Genomic DNA, 18,931 nt, shown 5'->3' with positions numbered 1-18,931 from the left:
TGCTCTTATAATGTGTTTTTGCAGGAGTTTACAGCTTGTGCTGTTATTGATTTTATTATTGTTATTTCAGTATATCGTAATATTACAAAGTGGCTGTTTTGGAATAGAACAGCCACTTTGTGATTAGTGTACTTTCTTTATTTCGTTATATAAAGAAGCGTCACCTTCTGGGCGAGTTTTAAAGCGACGATGCAACCACATATATTGGTCTGGTGCGCGTAAAATCTCTTGTTCAACCACTTTATTCATCGCTCTAGCGGTATTTTCCTCATTATCAACAGGAAAATCAGCAACAGGAGGAGAGATAATTAACTCATAACCCTTACCTTCAGGTAAGCGTTTTGGGGTAAATGGAATGAGTGCGGGTTTGCTGGTTCTTGCCAGAATATAAGTTCCCGTTGTTGTTGCCGCTTTATCAACTGCAAATAAAGGCACAAAAACACTTTTACGAGGGCCATAATCATGATCAGGTGCATACCAAACAATTTCACCTGCTTTTAAACTGCGGATCATGCCTTTGACATCTTTTCTGTCGATCATAAATTTATTAGAACGTAATCGACCCCATGTTTGTAGCCAGTCCATAACGGGATTATCGTTAGGGCGATAAACACCAACTCCAGGGTTATAGATACCAAAAATTCGAGCACCCAGTTCAAGTGTTAGAAAATGGATGCCAATGAGCAAAATGCCTTGTCCTTTTTCTTGAATCATTGAGACATTTTCAAGTCCGCTGACTTTAAACCAACGTTTGACGCGCCATTCAGGCCAAAACCATGCCATGCCAGTTTCGAATAATCCCATACCAACGGATTCAAAATTTTTATTAACTAAGGCTTCTCGCTCACTTTTTGGCATCTGTGGAAAACAGAGCTCAAGATTACGTTCCGCTATTTGGACGCGTTTCTTTAAAAAAACTTTCGAAAAGCGGCCTAAGCGTGTCCCTAGCCAATAAATGACAGGATAAGGAAGGAGAACCAGAATATAGAGTAATCCGATCCCGAACCAAGTCAGCCAATATTTAGGCTGCAAAAATGATTTTTTAAATGGGGGTGACTTTATCATAAGCCTATCTATTTACTATTTTTCCAATGAATATCTTATATTGTGACACTTTTTAGCGCAGATAAGAAATTTTGTCATAAATTAGGTGAAATTATTTCGATGCCTTGTAGTGCAGTCACCAATTCAGCAATATTTTTAGCTGCCATTTTGTCCATCACTTTTGCTCGATGAACTTCGACGGTTCTTATTGAAACACAAGCAACTTCTGCTATTTCTCGGTTCATTAATCCTTGAATAACATAATAAGCAATATCTTTTTCTCTTGGGGTTAATGAAGCATAACGGCGGCGAATATCATGTGCGGTAAAACGTGTATTGGTTTCAAGAAATGCTGCATCTAATGCAGATAACAATGCATTGCTATCAACGGGTTTTTGCAGGAAGTCGATAGCTCCTTTTTTGATCTCTTCAACTGCCATAGGAATATCGCCATGACCAGTTAAAAAAATCACAGAAAGTGTACTGTGTTTATCAATTAAATGCTGGTGGACTTGTCTGCCGTCGGGTTTTGGCATTCTCATATCTAACAAGACAACACCTTGCTGATAGAGATTGACATTGTTGATAAAGAACTCGCTATCATTCCAAACATGGGCTGAATAACCTAAGCTTTCTAATAAAAACTGACAAGCATCAGTGACAGCAAGATCATCATCAACAAGATGAATTGTTGGCATTTTTTCTCCGTTATTTATTTTTGTTAGGGAAAATAAGTGTAATTTTTATTCCAACTTTATTTTGTTCATTCTTTTGGTTTTCAATATGAATATCAGCACCTTGAGAAAGTAATAAACGTTGGCAAATCACCAAACCTAATCCAAGTCCTTCCGTTTTTGTTGTTTGGAATGGGGAAAAGGGTTGTTCAAGTTGGCTATGGCTCATTCCACCCGCATCATCTTCAATGACAATAAGCAATCTATCAGGAGCCTTATGAGTACTAATTTTTAGTACTTTAGCGCCAGCTTGGAGACTATTGGTGATTAAATTCGATAAAATTTGCTCTAATAATGTTTCGGGTAAACACAGGGTATCATGTTCATCAACATGGGTGATCAATGAAACCTGTGGATATTTATCTTCTACGCGTAAGAGCTTCCAGATATGTTGAATACACTCCGCAATATTTTGATGAGAAAGCAAAATTGTATCGGTGTTAGGTGTTTGTTTTCCAACCCATAAACGTAGATTTCTAATGATATCAGCACCGCGCTGTGCCTGATTATCTATTTGTTGCAATGCAGGTAGCAATGGGTGCGATTCACTCTCTTTTTTAAGGCGAATAACACTCCCTTGTGCATAGCTTTTAATAGCAGAAAGAGGCTGATTAAGTTCATGAGCAAATCCCGATGCCATTTCTCCCAATATATTTAAGCGCTGAGCGTGTTCTAGCTCTTCCTTCTGTTGTCTTAATCGATTGTGGGCATGTTCTAGTTGGCGACTACGACGCCTAACTAAATAGCTGATCCAGACTTGGTTTAGGATGAGAAAAAGAATGGCTGCCAATGAAAGGCCAATAATAAATTGGTGCTGAATAGCCCAACTTTGTGCATCTTGCCAAAGCTGTCTTTGTCGAGGGTGTTGATTGACTTCTCTTAATAGATTTTCAACTTGAGTATGTGAAGCTGGTGCTCCCCATTTCATCGGTTTACTGTCATCGGTGAGTAAAACGCGAGTGACTTTATCAACAAGCTCATCAGGAACAGTATCTAGTGCTGCAAATGACCAATTAGGGTAGAGCGGTGTACTGGTTAAGCAAGGAGTATTGGTTTGATAGGAAATCACGGGGCGGTAATCACTTTTACGAATAAGCCCTTCATGATCCATATTTTCCAGTAAACAAACAGGGATAATTGCTGCGTTAATATCTTCATCTCGTAAGAGATAAAGCAAAGCGTCGGCTGGAAAACCCGTGAAACGCAATGTGAAGTCTTTATCAGGATCAATGCCTTCTTCTCGTAGCGCTTTATAACCTAAAAGATAGCCGCCAAAGGCGTCTGGTGCGATGGCGCCAACGCGTTTTCCGATTAATTCATGGGCAGAAGTAATCGGGCTATCGTTACGAACGAGAATTAGGCTACCAATGACATTTCGCGTGGTGTTATCAGGCTCATAGCCGGAGCGTAAAGAGAGCAGCCAACGTAATGGAAATGCATTATCTAATTGAACAAATTGCGCAGGATTTGTGAGTAAGAAATCAACATTTTTCTTTGCAACCGCTAATTTCATCTCTTCCAGATTTAACGGCACTAATACAAACTTTTCTGACGGAAATTGTTCATTTAAGGTGTCAACAAGCGGATGCCAGTGTCTTTGAGTTGATGCATCACCACGTAATGCTAAAACACCGATTGTCCACTCTTTTGCAGTGGCTTGTAGAGGAAGTACAAAAAAGAGCAGTAATAACCCGATGCTTACTGCGTTTCTTATCCCAATTGTCTGTTTTATCGTCATAAATATCTAATGTTAAATATTGTTTTGGATCAAGTTCGCACTTGGTATGTGGTAAACCACAATAGGTGTTGTCTTCAGTAATTTTTACAATGCACTTATAACAAAACACATACTTTTAAATTTCTATTTCCTTCACTCATTGTGAGATTGTGTTATTGAGTGATGCTGGAGACAAATATGGATCTTGGAAAACGAAAATTTCTACAACAATTAGGGGTCCTTACTGCGGGTGCTTCACTGGTTCCTTTAGCTGAAGCCGGCATTAAATTATCACCTGAGCGTCGTGAGGGCTCGGAAGATAAACGCTACGGAATGCTGATTGATTTACGTCGTTGTGTAGGATGCCAGTCCTGTACAGTAAGCTGCAATATTGAGAATCAGACTCCTCAAGGACAATTTAGGACGACAGTAAACCAATATCAGGTTGCTATCAAGGGGCAAGAGGGGATAACCAACGTCTTACTGCCTAGATTGTGTAACCATTGTGATGAACCACCTTGTGTGCCAGTTTGCCCTGTTCAAGCAACTTTCCAACGCAAAGACGGTATTGTCGTTGTTGATAATGAACGTTGTGTTGGCTGTGCTTATTGTGTTCAAGCATGTCCTTATGATGCTCGTTTTATTAATCACTCAACACAAACAGCAGATAAATGTACTTTCTGTGCACATCGCCTCGAAGTTGGATTACTGCCAGCGTGCGTTGAATCTTGTGTCGGCGGTGCTCGTATTATCGGCGATATGAAAGATCCTAATAGCACTATCAGCAAAATGCTGCGTACACATGAAAAAGAGCTGAAAGTATTAAAACCAGAAAGCGGCACATTGCCACAAGTTTTCTATCTCGGCCTCGATGATGCATTTGTACAACCGTTAGCAGGTCAAGGACAACCCGCATTATGGCAGCAGGAGGTTCACTCATGATCCCGCAAGTTTCTCAAATTCAAGAAGTCATCGCGATCCCTCAAGAATATTTTTGGTTACCTTGGGCTGTGCAATATTTCTTTTTTATTGGTATTGCTTGTAGTGCAACGCTTTATGCGTGCTGGCAGTGCTGGAAAGGCAGTGCAGGTAATCAACGTTTAGAAGCGGTTGCTGTATTTATTGCAGTAACAGCCGGTATTACGGCACCTCTTGCATTAACGGCAGATTTACACCAAACAGCTCGTGTGTGGCATTTCTATGCTTATCCAACACCGTGGTCATGGATGGCATGGGGTTCACTGTTACTACCGTTATTCTCAGCGTTTAGTATGCTCTACTTTGCAGCGATGGTTGTTCGCTTAGTGTGGAAGCGTGAATATAAATTAACGCGTTGGGTTGCATTAGCTTGCTCATTAACGGCGATTGGTTTGCTGTTATATACAGGTCGTGAAGCCTCTATCTTAAAAGCAAGACCTGTGTTGTATACCTATTGGTTACCAATACTGTTGTTCTTTAGTGCAATGCAAGTGTTACCAACATTACTGGCATTAGGAACGCGTCGTGAACCGGTACATCAGCGTGAATTAGCGATGTGGTTTGTCAGTTCACTGATGTTATTAGCAGTATGTACGGGCTTTTGGGTTGCTGGCGATACGATTTCAGGTCAAGCAATCAGAGAACAATTAGCAATGGGAAGTCTTGGCTGGTGGAGTGCTATGGGGGTTATCACACTATGGGTTATCTCTGTCGCGATGGGACTTTTGATGGCAAAACAAGCACGTTCGGTTGCATTTATTACCATCATGGCATTTGTATCAATGGGACTTGCGTGGGTATTACGCTGGTTGATGTTGATGGGTGCTCAATACATTCCAAAATATAACATAATTACAAACCCTTATGAGTTTACGCTAGGTAATGATGGACTGATGGCAATTGTTGGTACATTTGGATTATGGATAGCGTTAACCATTTTATTTAGAGAAAGTATTCGTTGGGTTGTCAGGAGAGTGCAGCATGGCTAAGTTTACAAGACGTCAATGGCTTAAAGGTGGGTTAGTTATCGGTGGTATTGCCGCATTTGCTGCCAGCTACCGCGATGTTGCTAAACGTGCCATAGATGGTTTAGTTGATGGCACCTCGGGCAAAGTGACACTTGATAGGATCAACGGAAACTCTTTATTACCTGAAGGTAAAGTCGTAAAAGACGCAAAATGGCAAGCGAATACAGATCAATCTGTTTGTATGACACAATGTTTTGGTTGTTGGACACAATGCGGTGTTCGTGCCCGTGTTGATAGAGCAAACAATAAAGTTTTACGTATTGCAGGTAACCCTTACCACCCACTTTCTCATGATCACCACTTTGGCTATAACATGCCAATTAAAGAAGCATTTGAAAAAATGGGGGGTGAAAGTGGTTTAGAAAACCGTTCTACAGCTTGTGCTCGTGGTGCAACCATGATGGAAAGCTTAGATAGCCCAACTCGTATTCTTGAACCGATGAAACGTGTGGGTAAACGCGGTGAAGGTAAATGGAAACGCATCAGTTTTGAGCAGTTGATCCAAGAAATTGTAGAAGGTGGCGATCTCTTTGGTGAAGGTCATGTTGATGGTTTACGTGCTATTCGCGATTTAGATACTTTAATCGATCCAAAGCAACCTGCTTTAGGCCCTAAAGCTAACCAATTATTAATGACAAATGCGGGTGATGATGGACGTGATACGTTTATTCGTCGCTTTGCTCAAAACTCATTTGGTAGTAAAAACTTTGGTGCTCATGGCTCTTATTGTGGATTAGCGTACCGAGCGGGTTCTGGTGCGTTGATGAACGATTTAGATAAAAACGCCCACGTTAAACCTGACTGGGATTACGTTGAATTTGCGCTGTTCTTAGGAACATCACCGGCACAATCAGGTAACCCATTTAAGCGTCAAGGTCGTCAATTAGCTAATGCTCGTATTCGTGATTCGTTCAATTATGTAGTTGTTGCGCCGGCATTACCGTTAACAACGACATTAGCTAACGATCATGGACATTGGGTTCCTGTTCAACCGGGAACAGATGCGGCTTTAGTCATGGGGATGATCCGCTGGATCATTGAAAACAATCGCTACAATGCAGAATATCTGTCAGTGCCAAGCGAAGTTTCAATGAAAAATGTGGGTGAGAAAAGCTGGACAAATGCGACTCACCTTGTGATCAGTGATGAAAAACACCCTCTGTCAGGGCAAATGCTGACAACTGCACATTTTAATGATGTTGCAGAAGGGGAAGAGCAAACCTTAGTTTTATCACTTGAAGGTGAATTAGTTCCATCAACCCAAATTGATAAAGCCCAATTGTTTGCTACGCATACAGTGACATTAAAAACTGGCGCTACTGTTACGGTTAAATCAAGTTTCCAATTACTTGATGAAGCCGCTAAACGTATGACACTGGCAGAATACAGTGAGCGTTGTAAAGTACCAGAAACAACTATTGCTGCATTAGGGCGTGAATTTACGGCATATGGTCGAAAAGCCGCAGTTATCTCTCATGGTGGCATGATGGGTGGTAATGGTTTCTATACAGCATGGAGCGTAATTATGCTTAATGCGCTAATAGGTAACTTAAACCTTAAAGGTGGAGTATCTGTTGGTGGCGGTAAGTTTAATGGTGCAACTGATGGTCCATGTTACAAAATGGATAGCTTTAAAGGCAAAGTTAAACCAAAAGGCATGGTGTTATCACGCAGTAAAGCAGCCTATGAAAAATCTGATGAGTACCGTGAGCGCGTAGAGAAAGGGGAATCTCCATATCCTGCAAAAGCACCTTGGTATCCGTTTGCGGCTGGACAATTAACTGAGCAACTAGGCTCTGCATTAGCAGGTTATCCTTATTCATTGAAAGCATGGATAACGAATATGACCAACCCTATTTATGGGATTGCAGGTATTCGCCAAGTGATGGAAGAGCGTCTGAAAGATCCGAAGCATCTACCTTTAATTATTGGTATTGATGCCTTTATGAATGAAACAACAGCGCTAGCCGATTATATTGTTCCTGATACGCATAACTTTGAAAGCTGGGGTTTTAGTGCACCTTGGTCTGGTGTTCAAACTAAAGCAAGTACAGCGCGTTGGCCGATTATTGAACCGCGTGTTGCAAAAACAGCAGATGGTCAGCCAATTTCAATGGAAACATTCTGTATTGCTGTGGCAAAAGCTTTAGATTTACCGGGCTTTGGTGAGAAAGCAATTGAAGATATGGATGGCAATTTCTATCCAATCAATAGTGCAGAAGACTACTATTTACGTGTTGCAGCTAATATGGCATTTATGGGTGAGAAACCTGTCGCACCAGCAACCAATGAAGATATTCTATTGAGTGGTGTAGACCGTATTTTACCTGCGATAACGTCAACGTTAAAAAATGAAGAAGTTCTTCAAGTTGCGTATATCTATACACGTGGCGGTCGTTTTGCTCCTTATGAAAAAGCATGGAATGGCGATGAAACTGGGCCACAGTGGAAAAAACCATTGCAGATTTGGAATGAAGAAGTTGCTAAAAACCATCATGCAATAACCGGTGAACGTTATAGTGGCTGCCCGACTTATTATCCACCGCGTTTATCAGATGGTAGTGATATTCATCAGCACTATCCTGAAGATCAATGGCCATTAAAATTAATGTCCTTTAAATCTCATGTGGTAAGTAGTTCGACAGGCATGATCCAACGTTTAAGAATGGTGAAACCGAGTAACTTAGTCGCAATTAACCCTCAAGATGGCAAAAAATGGGGTGTTAATCATGGTGATAAAGTTCGCATTGTTACACCTGGTGGGCAAGTTGAAGCAGAAATCAGCTTACTAGACGGCGTAATGCCGGGTGTTTTAGCGATTGAACATGGATATGGGCATCAAGAGTTAGGCTCTCGTCAGCATTACTTAGATGAACAACCATTACCAATGGATAAAGGTATTGGTAACGGTATCAACCTTAATGATTTAGGGTTTGCCGATCCAACACGTCAAATCACTAATACATGGTTAGATTGGGTATCTGGTGCATCTGTTCGTCAAGGCTTGCCTGCTAAGATTGAGCGTATAGCTTAATTATTAGTTTAGTCTTTTAAATAATCACTTCACTCTTTATTAAAAACAAGAGTGAAGTGATCGCACTACAAATCAGTTTTACTTTATCTTTTATAAGATAGAACTATATCAGTTTAATTATTTTAATATCACATGTACCCTACATACATAATATTATAATAAATTTAAGGTGGCCAACACGCATATTAGCCACCTCACTTACAGTGAGTAATAATGGGAATTGGACTCCTTTTTTCTTCTGCTTATTTTTTCTATTAAAATATAATCGGATTATTTCTCATATATGTATTTTAAAATGTTATATATGAAAAATAACTCAATTCTATTTTTTACATTAATCTTCTCAGTAATATGCCTTTTATGTGAATATACAGTACTACTACTAATAGACAGCTTTTTTGCTATTTGATGATTAGGTATTTCGCTCATCCAGTAATTAATTATTTTTTGCTCTTGTAAACTAAAAATAGAGCATAATGAATGTTTATAGGTTGGAAAGAAAACTTGGCACCGAGAAGTGAATAAAGATGTCTTTTCAAGCACCCAAGGAAGGATCTTTTTAGGAAAGATAAAACAGTTATTTGTCAATGCGATAGGTCTTTCTTTGTCTGGGTAGTTTGCATCAATATAAAGATAAAGACGGCAACTTCTTGTTGAAATAAAAAAGAACTGCAAATGTGGACAATGTGCTATTTCCCGACAATATCTTGTAAGATCAATAAATATAATATCTGGCATTGAGTGATTAATATAATTATTTGCTTCTTGTATAGATGATATGTCAACTATTTCATGTCTTACATTTCTCTTCGAAAAATAATGTTTTATACCATTACGAGTAAAAAAACATTCATCAATAATTAATACTTTCACAAATAACTTCCTTGTTTGTAGCCGTTTTAATTTATTAAAATAAAGACAACATCATTTTATGTCAATTCGGCTTATATGTTCTTTTTTTGAAGATATATCGAATAAAAAGGTTATGATTATTTTTCCATTAAATAGAAGTTGATTTATTAATATAACTAATTATTTTTATACCGAAAGAGTTGGTTTATATATGGATATAATCAATATGTGATGGTGGATTATAGAGAGGTAAAAATGAGAACAGGAGTACCAAGTACTCCTGCTTTGCGTTCGCTATCTTTTCTAGATCTTTTTATTAATGCTTGGTGTTGTCTGAAACAGAATCTTCAGATGATTCAATTTTATCAATACCTGCTTGAAGAATATGAATCAACTGCTTAGCTATGTCTGTTGTGAGCCAAAGTGTCTTATCTACAACTGCGTTTTCTGGATGATGTTCGTTTTCAGGAAGATAATGTAAACGCAACATCATGGCATCGTAGATGTCAACGGTACTGATGTCCCAGCCTACAACAGGATGTGTCTGAATAACTTCATTTTTTCTACTCATAATACCTCCTAATCATACAACCGGTTTTGACTAAGAGAGAAGCTCCCACACAAAGTGGTTACTTTTCAGTATACGAGATTTATCGTGATTAAAAAGATAAATTTTTGTTATAACAAAAAAATGTGTGCTGGCTCTGATAAAAGAGTAATGCACCATTAACTGTCGAACAAATGTTATATGGTGCATTTTAGATAAATATCAAGGGGAAGGATTAATCGACAGTGATATCCCAATGAATATTTTCATTTGCTAAGAAAGGAATAAGCGCTTCATTGCCACAAAGGATTTGTGCTGGAGCCTCAACTGTTTTTTCAGTTAATGTGATTGTACCTTCATTAACAGGTAAACCGTAAAAACGAGGGCCATTTAGAGAACAGAAGGCTTCAAAGTGTTGTAATGCATTAAGTTCTTTAAATACGGTTGCGTAAGCTGCCAGTGCGGTTGGTGCGTTAAATACTCCCGCACAACCACAAGATGACTCTTTGCGGTGTTGTAAGTGAGGTGCAGAATCTGTACCTAAGAAAAAGCGAGAATTTCCTGATGCAACAGCTTGTCTTAATGCTTCTTGGTGAACGTTGCGTTTAAGAATAGGCAAGCAATATAGGTGAGGTTTAACACCACCAACCAACATGTGATTACGGTTAAACATCAAATGTTGCGGAGTAATGGTAGCGCCGAGAAATTCATTTCCTTCTAACACATACTGAGCTGCTTCTTTAGTTGTAATGTGTTCAAAAACAATTTTTAGCTCAGGAAATTGCTTACGCACAGGAGACATAACGCTATCAATAAAACGCGCTTCTCTATCAAAAATATCAATATTTGAAGCGGTTACTTCGCCATGGATAAGTAATGGCATGCCAATTTTTTCCATCACACTTAAGATTGGGTAAATCTTTGTGATATCTGATACGCCATGACTTGAGTTAGTTGTTGCATTCGCAGGATAAAGCTTACAAGCAGTAAAAACACCTTGTAAGAAACCTTGTTCGACTTCTGAAGGCCGTGTGCTATCTGTTAAATAGCAGGTCATTAACGGTTCGAAGTTATCTCCCGCAGGAATAGCTGCTTTGATGCGATCACGATAAGTACGAGCAGCTTCAATCGTTGTAACAGGTGGGACAAGGTTTGGCATAACAATAGCTCTGCCAAAATAGCGACTGGTATAAGGAACAACAGTTTTTAGCATGTCATCATCACGAAAGTGAACATGCCAATCATCAGGACGGCGAATAGTGAGGGTGATAGGTTGTGCAGTGGTCATATACCGGCTCCGTGTGTCTTAGGAAAATCGAAAGATCAAGGATTGGATTGGACTAGATAGTCAAGCCGGAAACGAATGCTAATACGAAAACGATTAAATAGCTACCATTTAATCGCATTTTTTTATTATGTTTTTGGAATTATGTAAGGTGAAACAGAGAATAAAATCAAAAGGTTACGAGGGTGACACAAAGAGAAATGGCTCCTCCAACTGGACTCGAACCAGTGACATACGGATTAACAGTCCGCCGTTCTACCGACTGAACTATGGAGGAACAACATTAAGTGGCGTGTATCATATAGTGAGTGATTTGATATGTCAAAGGACAATCAACGATATTTGTTTAAGTGCGTAGATAAACAACATATTGTGTATTTCTAAAACGGATAATCTAATAATGAGGCGGTAAACATTTTTAAATGGCTATTTTCTCTACATTGAAGATTGAAAACAAAGATAAAAAATAAAGAGATAACGTATTTGAGACGACACAGAGATCTAAAAAATAAAAGAGGAGAAGAATAGGAATGGTATTGATAATAGAGAAGGTAGAAAGCAAAAAGCCCGCACTGTGATAGCGCGGGCTTTTCTAAATTTGGCTCCTCCAACTGGACTTGAACCAGTGACATACGGATTAACAGTCCGCCGTTCTACCGACTGAACTATGGAGGAAGCGAGTTCTCGTGAGAACGAGACGGATAATAGCGAGGGCGATGAAGTTTGTAAAGTAAAAAAAGTGAAATAATAGTTTAAGTGGTTAAAAAATAACTAATTTATAGTTTTTAAATTAAATAAGGTGGTTTTGAGTTTAAAAAATAGTCAGTGGCATAGTGTTAATTTAAATTATCCTATTAGAACGCACTCTTTTATTGATGATTTTGAGTGGAGATAAAATTGAAATCATGGATACATCGGTGGATATATAAGAGCACAAAGAAAATAAATTAAGAAAATCGAGGAATAAAAATAATGGATGAGCAGAAAGCAAAAAGCCCGCACTATAATAGCGCGGGCTTCTCTAAATTTGGCTCCTCCAACTGGACTTGAACCAGTGACATACGGATTAACAGTCCGCCGTTCTACCGACTGAACTATGGAGGAAGCGAGTTCTCGTGAGAACGAGGCGAATAATAGCTATCCTCGGTCACCTTGTAAAGTAAAAAAATGAAAAAAATAACTGTTTGCTCAAGAGTGCATCAGATTGTTTCTTTTTTGACAAAAATGTATAAAAAATAAATGGTTATCAGTAGAAATAATACTCGAAATTACATTTCTACTAGATGAAATATGTCTTACCTTGGTAAGAAAAGATAAGGCGCTTTTTTAAAAGAAAGTTTTTCAAACTATTTAGTAATACAATCTGACGAATTCACAGAATAAATTGAAGAATCAGAGACTATGGATACTGCGAATTTATCAACGCCAATAGTATTAGAGTTTGAACATTTTAAAAAAACACTTCTTCTATATACAAGAGATAAAGAAGGGGGATGGGATACGGTTGTCTCTGGTTTAGCATTATGTCGGTATAGTTCTATTACAGAGCCAGAAGGTTGGATGTATGAACCAAGTTTGGCTATTGCTGCGCAAGGTGCAAAGCAGATAACAATAGGAGTAGAGACAAATTGCTATCGTCCTATGAATATGCTTTTAACATCATCAGAAATACCGACCTTTGCTAAAGTTTGTGAGGCTTCAAAAGAGACACCTTTTTTAGCGATATTACTAAAATTGGATCTCTCTCTATTACCTGAGTTGCTAACAGAAAACAAATTTGAGTTACTACAAGAAAATAAAGAGATCCGAGCTCAACAAGTTGTTCAAGCAACTGCACCAATCCTACAAGCAGTAACCAGGCTTATAAAACTAATAGATACACCCGAAGACGCACCGTTTATTGCACCTTTGATCCAAAAAGAGATCCTTTATTACTTATTACGATCAAACGATGGTGCGCGTCAGCAACTACTCGCTTCGCAACATCCCCAGTGTCGGCAAATTAATCATGCTCTTGATTGGATTAAACAACACTACCGCGAAACAATCCGGATAGAAGATCTTACAATGTTAGTGGGTATGAGTACCTCTTCATTTCATTTTCACTTTAAAAATCGAACAGGCATGACGCCGTTGCAATATCAAAAATGGTTACGACTGAATGAAGCGAGAAGGATCATGTTGATTGAAATGAGTGATGTCTCTGAGGCGGCATTTATTGTGGGTTATGAAAGCCCATCACAGTTTAGTCGCGAATATCAGCGATTATTTGGGTTATCACCTCTAAAAGATATTCAACGATTAAAAGCCTCTGGATCTGAAAGTGTATATTTGGATTATTAGGCAAGAATAATGGAGAAATGAGTTAAGGCAGTAATAGATAATTGCGTTACAGTCAGTTTATTAACTATGTGTATGTAAAGGGGTTTAGACGTGACGAATGTTTTTATTATTAATGCGGCAAAAGAGTTTGATGGGTCTGAAGGGAAGCTCAATGACCATTTGACGCAAATTGCCACAGAATTATTATCTTCACATCAGATAAATGTGCAATCAACACGCATTGATGATGGTTATGATAATGATGAAGAAGTCGATAAATATTTATGGGCAGATGTCATCATTTATCAAATGCCAGCATGGTGGATGGAAGGTCCTTGGATCTTAAAAAAATATATTGATGATGTGTTTAGTGCGGGGTACGGCAAAATGTATATTGATGATGGCCGTACACGAAAAGATCCTTCGAAAAAATATGGTTCTGGTGGGTTATTACAAGGCAAAAAATATCTTCTTTCTGTAACTTGGAATGCGCCTTTTGAATCATTTGAAGAGCAAGAACAGTTCTTTGAAGGAAAAGGGATTGATGCTGTCTATTTCCCATTCCATAAAGCGAATCAATTTTTAGGTATGGAAGGATTAAAAACCTTTGGAATGTTTGATGTAGTGAAACAACCACAAATTGAACAAGATATTGAAGCGTATAAAAAACATTTAGAACAAGAAATCGTTGGGAACGCTGATTAGATATTTATCTTGCTAGATATAAATTAGCTATCTGATAATCAATCAAGATAACGATCCAGATTGGATTTAGGTAGCTGATTTTGACGATATGGATTTACAAAGCAAAAAGCCCGCACTGTAATAGCGCGGGCTTTTCTAAATTTGGCTCCTCCAACTGGACTTGAACCAGTGACATACGGATTAACAGTCCGCCGTTCTACCGACTGAACTATGGAGGAAGCGAGTTCTCTTGAGAACGAGGCGCATAATAACGATGATATATCAGAGTGTCAACGTTAAAAGTGGATTAAATATCTGTTTGGTTGGTTTATCGACAAAGTGGTTAAATAATAGAAGTTATTCTCCGTGTTTTACGTGTAACACGGAGAATCAATTAGGCTTGAGGGGATAATTGTGATGCTGAAATTGATTGTTGAACGGGATCAAATGCCATCAAGTACACATCGTAAAAATGAATTTCTTGTTTTTTACTAATAATCTCACGAATGTCTTTTTTTATTTGTTGAGATATCGCTGGGTGCTGGTGGATCTCATTTATGGCTTCATCAGAGAGTTTTTCAAAGGTATACCATTCACCGTTATAGCAAACTCTCAAATCGAGAACACCAATATCCTCAAATTTATAGATAGGTTTAATATCAAATAACAAGATACCAGCCATAACTAAGAACATCACAGTAAAAAGAACGAGTGAGATAACCCCAAAGTAAGGTGAATAAATTAATAACGCAGCGAGTAATACATAAGAGAGAACCATGCTGATACATAACCAGATATGGTTTTTTAAAAACTGACTATTAAAATGTGGTTTCCCGTCTCTTTTCTCTGCTTTATTGATCCGGTCTAAATCACGCTCTAAGATTTCTTTTAATACATTCATTGTAAACACCTTAAGAGATGAATGTTGCAAACTTGTTTCTTATTACTAGATTATCACGGGGACAAGATAAGCGGGTAGAACAGTTTTTTTAAATTATGGTATTAACTGTTATTGTCAAACCATTAAGAATATTCTTAGTTGTTGTTAATAATAGAGATAAAATATCAAATAAATTTTATGCACAGTGATAAAAATAGAGGAAGAATTGTATTTTTAATGTGCAATTCGCATTTTTTTAATCTTTAGACGCATAAAACTATTGCTATTAAACTTGTCTCATGCGTTAATGAGTAAGGCCTCAATACAGACCTGATTTATGATTGACATTCTAAGTTAATGAGTTTTAAACAGCATCGCTTTTTGACCGTTTTCTTCATGTGTGCCCATAAGTTATAGGTAGTTCAGGCCAGTAGATGCCGAGAAGGCAACGTTTTATTGATATATAGGAAAGTCACATGTCTGACAAAATGAAAGGTCAAGTTAAGTGGTTCAACGAGTCTAAAGGCTTTGGTTTTATTACTCCAGCAGACGGAAGCAAAGACGTATTCGTTCACTTTTCTGCCATTCAAGGTAACGGTTTCAAAACTCTGGCTGAAGGTCAGAACGTAGAATTCACAATTGAAAACGGTGCAAAAGGTCCAGCAGCTGCTAACGTAACAGCTCTGTAATTTAAAGCCTTTTAAAAATTTTCTTCAAGCCTGTCACCTTATGGTGGCAGGCTTTTTCTTTATGGGTAAAATAAAGAAAAAGAGAATGATAATATTTATCAGGAGAACAAATGCAGGTTAATGATAGCGTTGTTGTGAAAACAGATGGTATTGACAATCGTGAAGGGACTATCCTACTTATTGAAGAATTTAATGAAGGTATAATGTATTTAGTATCACTCCCTGAATATCCAAAAGGAATTTGGTTTTTTAATGAAAAAGAGGGGGGTGAAGGCACATTTGTTAGACCAATACAGCAAAAGTGACTTACGTTTAGGTACGGTTCATTTACATTTTTAAATCAGCTACTTATACTTTTGCCAAATTTTAGTTAGGAGAAAACACCTTGGATACACAAAGTTGTAGGTTAATGATAAACCCATTAACTGAGAATAATTTTATTCAAAATAATAGGTAGGCTGTTTTCTTCACTAAAACTGCTTACCATTTTGGTGGGCAGTGCATTGTAATATTTCTTTCTTATATATTCCTATTCAGCACTTACCCAAATGATTTCCCTTATGCAGCTAAAATACGAAGGGTAACTCCATGTGCTACATTTTTTTCTCTTTATTTCCTCCACCTAAGGCGATGAATTAATTTCAACACTCTGAACTATCAGAGCAAAATTTTCATATCGATTTTAATCATCATGTAGAGGAAATAAACATGACGATGACGCCTTATATTTTAAATCTCATAATTGCAATGTGCCTTGGTGCTTTGATTGGTGCCGAACGTCAATGGCGACAAAGAATGGCTGGTTTAAGAACAAACGCTTTAGTTGCAACGGGTGCGGCTGTTTTTATTTTAAGTTCAATAGAAACTTCGCCAGATAGCCCTGGTCGTATCGCAGCTCAAGTTGTTTCGGGTATCGGATTTCTTGGGGCAGGTGTGATCATGCGTGAAGGAATGAATATACGTGGACTTAATACGGCAGCAACGCTTTGGTGTTCAGCAGGAATTGGCGTGTTATGTGGCTTAGGTTTATATCAACTGGCGACCATAGCAACACTTCTTATTCTTTGTGCGAATATTTTACTACGAGAAGCTGCTCAACGGATAAACGCTCAGCCACAACATCAAGCAATAGATATTGAACAACGCTACTCAATACGAATTATTTGTCACGAAGAAGATGAAGTTTTAGTTAGAACACTCATTTTACAAGCAATAAATGGACTACATGTTCGATTACAGTCTTTAAGTAGTGCTGATACATTGATGCCTAGCCAGTTGGAAGTTTGTGCTGAATTACTTGCAACACCTGTTGAGCAAAAAGAGATAGAAGCGATTGTTTGTAGAGTAAGTTTAGAAAAGAGTGTGAGTGCAATTAATTGGAAGATAGCGGCAGAGCATCCTGCTTAACAGATCTTTTGAAAATAATGTCTTTCTAATCAAGGCTCCCTGTATTGAATATAGGGAGCTTTTTGCCATTTGGATACTGGATAGATATCAACTTACAAGGTTATTTCAAAAAGGAATATGAATATTGATAAAAGTTATAAAGAATATAACGTTGTAATTTATAAGTAAGAGTTTTGTCATATTTCTAGCTGTTGTGTGGGCGATTACGCTTATTCGCACCAGCCACATACTTCGTATGCTCTTAGTAAATCATTTATTTTTGCCTATCCAAACCTCAAATTATTCAGAACATCAACATAATACTTAATTTAAGATTTAACTCCTCCGATGAGAATAATGAGATCTTAGTCATGTATTACGTATTATTACTAATATATAGAAATAAAGTATTTTGTTTGTGTAATTATTATTTTTGTAACTATTACTTTATGGAATAAAAAATAGAAAAATGTATTCAAAAAAAGCTAATTTAAATACGCAATAGGATGGAATATATTCATTTTCGTTTTAATAAAAACAAACATTTTTGCCTAAATTGATTAATGTACAATTATTTGTATTGTGGTTAACCCGTATATAATGAGTTATGAATGAAAAATGTTTAACAGCGTTCGAGTATATTTGGCGTGATTTCTCATCTTTATTAATCTCGCGTTTTAGGTTGATTTGATTTATCTCTGTTTATTTTGTTTTTAATAAACAGGAAAAACTAAAATCAAGTAAGCGGTTGCTACCCATGGTTTACTTATTAAATGAGGCACTTAGGCGTATTGTAGGACAAAAAGTCGTTATTAAGGGGCTTAGCGCAGTATAGAATCTGGGGTGAAAATCGATGTTTTCCATTGATTATATTGGATTTTTTTTTAATACCTAAATTATACTCTCAAATTATTTCAATGTATTTGGCGAAAATTTTATCAATATTTTCTATCGTATTTAATTTAAGTTTGATTTTTTGAGTAATGTTTTTAATTTAATCAAATTAGACTCTCAAAAAATGGGGATAAATTCAGGAAAATGGTGAGTTTAAACCGCTACAGTAAAGCTGATGAATTGCTGTGGCATGATGTTTGTAATCACTAATCAATGATGAATGAAAATCTTTTGAAAAATTATAGGATTTTTTGTAAAAACCATGTAGAGGAAATGATACCAATAAGTAATCTTATAATAAGCGTAGAAAAACCACACCACTCTTTTCATTCGATAAAATAATAATTTCAAAATTATATTGTTTATAACTTTGTCAAGGATGTAAATCTTACTTATTACAGAAGGAGAATTATCTTAGTATGAAATAGATGTGCCATTAGTATTTACTGTGAAAATATATATAAAGGATAATTGTGCTACTGACCTTTTTCGATTTACCAAAAAAGATAAAACCAAGTATAAGAGGAATGCTAATTTAAAAAATTGCCGGTATAAAAGGGGGAGTAATCATTTCATGTTTGCTTACTAAAAAACGATGTAACTCATTTCAATAGAACTGAAAGCAATACACAAAGTATTTGCATTCACAGTATGAATAATCTCAATTATTACTTTTGAAAAATACGGTTACAATATTTTTCAAAAGCTTCCTTTTACAAAAATTTAGAACACTTTTGGGGGTATAGAATACTAAGCACTGTTATTGGTTTTTAAGATTAATCTAATAAATGAGATATAGGTCTTGATTATTTAGATACATCAATATTTTTATTAGGCTTTGATAGAGAGGAAAAGCC

General features: G+C 37.2%; 15 protein-coding genes and 4 tRNA genes. 8 read left to right on the top strand and 11 right to left on the bottom strand.

Annotation, left to right across the window (positions count from 1 at the left end; genetic code table 11):
• Positions 1 to 123: 123 nt before the first annotated feature.
• The 3 genes from D7029_RS11955 to ttrS form a co-directional block, all read right to left on the bottom strand.
• On the bottom strand, positions 124 to 1,065 hold the full coding sequence (locus D7029_RS11955) for a Kdo(2)-lipid IV(A) acyltransferase (RefSeq protein ID WP_194950786.1): 942 nt from the start codon (positions 1,063 to 1,065) through the stop codon (positions 124 to 126).
• A 74-nt stretch (positions 1,066 to 1,139) separates the two neighbouring features.
• Entirely contained in the window at positions 1,140 to 1,742 is a 603-nt protein-coding gene (gene ttrR / locus D7029_RS11950) for a tetrathionate respiration response regulator TtrR (protein WP_075673842.1), read from the bottom strand.
• Between the two features lie 10 nt (positions 1,743 to 1,752).
• Positions 1,753 to 3,516, bottom strand: a complete 1,764-nt coding sequence (ttrS, locus tag D7029_RS11945; protein WP_194950785.1) for a tetrathionate respiration histidine kinase TtrS — start codon at positions 3,514 to 3,516, stop codon at positions 1,753 to 1,755.
• A 177-nt stretch (positions 3,517 to 3,693) separates the two neighbouring features.
• On the opposite strand from ttrS, the gene ttrB reads away from it, so the two are divergent.
• From ttrB to ttrA, 3 genes are read left to right on the top strand one after another with little or no spacing between them, the layout of a single operon-like run.
• Entirely contained in the window at positions 3,694 to 4,437 is a 744-nt protein-coding gene (gene ttrB, locus D7029_RS11940; protein ID WP_072068548.1) for a tetrathionate reductase subunit TtrB, read from the top strand.
• Positions 4,434 to 5,462 (top strand): tetrathionate reductase subunit TtrC, encoded by a 1,029-nt coding sequence (gene ttrC, locus D7029_RS11935; protein ID WP_075673844.1) that lies wholly within the window; start codon positions 4,434 to 4,436, stop codon positions 5,460 to 5,462. Before ttrB ends, ttrC begins: the two co-directional genes overlap by 4 nt.
• Positions 5,455 to 8,535, top strand: coding sequence for a tetrathionate reductase subunit TtrA (gene ttrA / locus D7029_RS11930; RefSeq protein WP_194950784.1), 3,081 nt, complete (start codon positions 5,455 to 5,457; stop codon positions 8,533 to 8,535). The genes ttrC and ttrA overlap by 8 nt, the downstream gene beginning before the upstream one ends.
• A gap of 270 nt (positions 8,536 to 8,805) precedes the next feature.
• Here the strand turns inward: ttrA and D7029_RS11925 are convergent, their stop codons facing one another.
• The 6 genes from D7029_RS11925 to D7029_RS11900 all read right to left on the bottom strand — a co-directional run bounded on the left by D7029_RS11925 (position 8,806) and on the right by D7029_RS11900 (position 12,323).
• Positions 8,806 to 9,408 (bottom strand): response regulator transcription factor, encoded by a 603-nt coding sequence (locus D7029_RS11925; protein WP_194950783.1) that lies wholly within the window; start codon positions 9,406 to 9,408, stop codon positions 8,806 to 8,808.
• A gap of 295 nt (positions 9,409 to 9,703) precedes the next feature.
• Positions 9,704 to 9,958: a biofilm formation regulator BssS gene (bssS, locus tag D7029_RS11920; RefSeq protein WP_064720401.1), complete on the bottom strand. Its 255-nt coding sequence runs from the start codon at positions 9,956 to 9,958 to the stop codon at positions 9,704 to 9,706.
• Between the two features lie 211 nt (positions 9,959 to 10,169).
• Positions 10,170 to 11,222 (bottom strand): dihydroorotase, encoded by a 1,053-nt coding sequence (gene pyrC, locus D7029_RS11915; RefSeq protein WP_194950782.1) that lies wholly within the window; start codon positions 11,220 to 11,222, stop codon positions 10,170 to 10,172.
• A gap of 198 nt (positions 11,223 to 11,420) precedes the next feature.
• Positions 11,421 to 11,496 (bottom strand) — tRNA-Asn (locus D7029_RS11910).
• A gap of 322 nt (positions 11,497 to 11,818) precedes the next feature.
• Positions 11,819 to 11,894: transfer RNA gene (locus D7029_RS11905), tRNA-Asn, on the bottom strand.
• Between the two features lie 353 nt (positions 11,895 to 12,247).
• Positions 12,248 to 12,323 (bottom strand) — tRNA-Asn (locus D7029_RS11900).
• Positions 12,324 to 12,620: 297 nt separating this feature from the next.
• On the opposite strand from D7029_RS11900, the gene D7029_RS11895 reads away from it, so the two are divergent.
• Both D7029_RS11895 and D7029_RS11890 read left to right on the top strand, forming a co-directional pair.
• On the top strand, positions 12,621 to 13,562 hold the full coding sequence (locus D7029_RS11895; RefSeq protein WP_194950781.1) for an AraC family transcriptional regulator: 942 nt from the start codon (positions 12,621 to 12,623) through the stop codon (positions 13,560 to 13,562).
• 90 nt (positions 13,563 to 13,652) lie between these two features.
• Complete coding sequence (locus D7029_RS11890) at positions 13,653 to 14,246, top strand: NAD(P)H-dependent oxidoreductase (protein WP_194950780.1); 594 nt, start codon at positions 13,653 to 13,655, stop codon at positions 14,244 to 14,246.
• Positions 14,247 to 14,388: 142 nt separating this feature from the next.
• Here the strand turns inward: D7029_RS11890 and D7029_RS11885 are convergent.
• Positions 14,389 to 14,464 (bottom strand) — tRNA-Asn (locus D7029_RS11885).
• A 155-nt stretch (positions 14,465 to 14,619) separates the two neighbouring features.
• Complete coding sequence (locus tag D7029_RS11880) at positions 14,620 to 15,126, bottom strand: YlaC family protein (protein WP_194950779.1); 507 nt, start codon at positions 15,124 to 15,126, stop codon at positions 14,620 to 14,622.
• 455 nt (positions 15,127 to 15,581) lie between these two features.
• Here D7029_RS11880 and cspE point away from each other — a divergent pair, with 455 nt between their 5' ends.
• From cspE to D7029_RS11865, 3 genes are all read left to right on the top strand, one after another.
• A complete protein-coding gene (gene cspE, locus D7029_RS11875; RefSeq protein WP_004243573.1) occupies positions 15,582 to 15,794 on the top strand; it encodes a transcription antiterminator/RNA stability regulator CspE in 213 nt (70 codons plus the stop codon).
• 110 nt (positions 15,795 to 15,904) lie between these two features.
• Positions 15,905 to 16,099, top strand: a complete 195-nt coding sequence (gene dsrB, locus D7029_RS11870) for a protein DsrB (RefSeq protein ID WP_194950778.1) — start codon at positions 15,905 to 15,907, stop codon at positions 16,097 to 16,099.
• 403 nt (positions 16,100 to 16,502) lie between these two features.
• Positions 16,503 to 17,201 carry an MgtC family protein gene (locus D7029_RS11865; protein WP_088495205.1) on the top strand — a complete coding sequence of 233 codons (699 nt, stop codon included), beginning with the start codon at positions 16,503 to 16,505 and terminating at the stop codon, positions 17,199 to 17,201.
• Positions 17,202 to 18,931 lie beyond the last annotated feature (1,730 nt).

This window comes from Proteus vulgaris, assembly GCF_016647575.1.
In the GTDB taxonomy this organism is placed as follows: Bacteria; Pseudomonadota; Gammaproteobacteria; order Enterobacterales; family Enterobacteriaceae; genus Proteus; species Proteus mirabilis_B.
The sequence above is the reverse complement of the archived record's forward strand: the minus strand, read 5'-3'. Positions and strand labels throughout refer to the sequence as shown.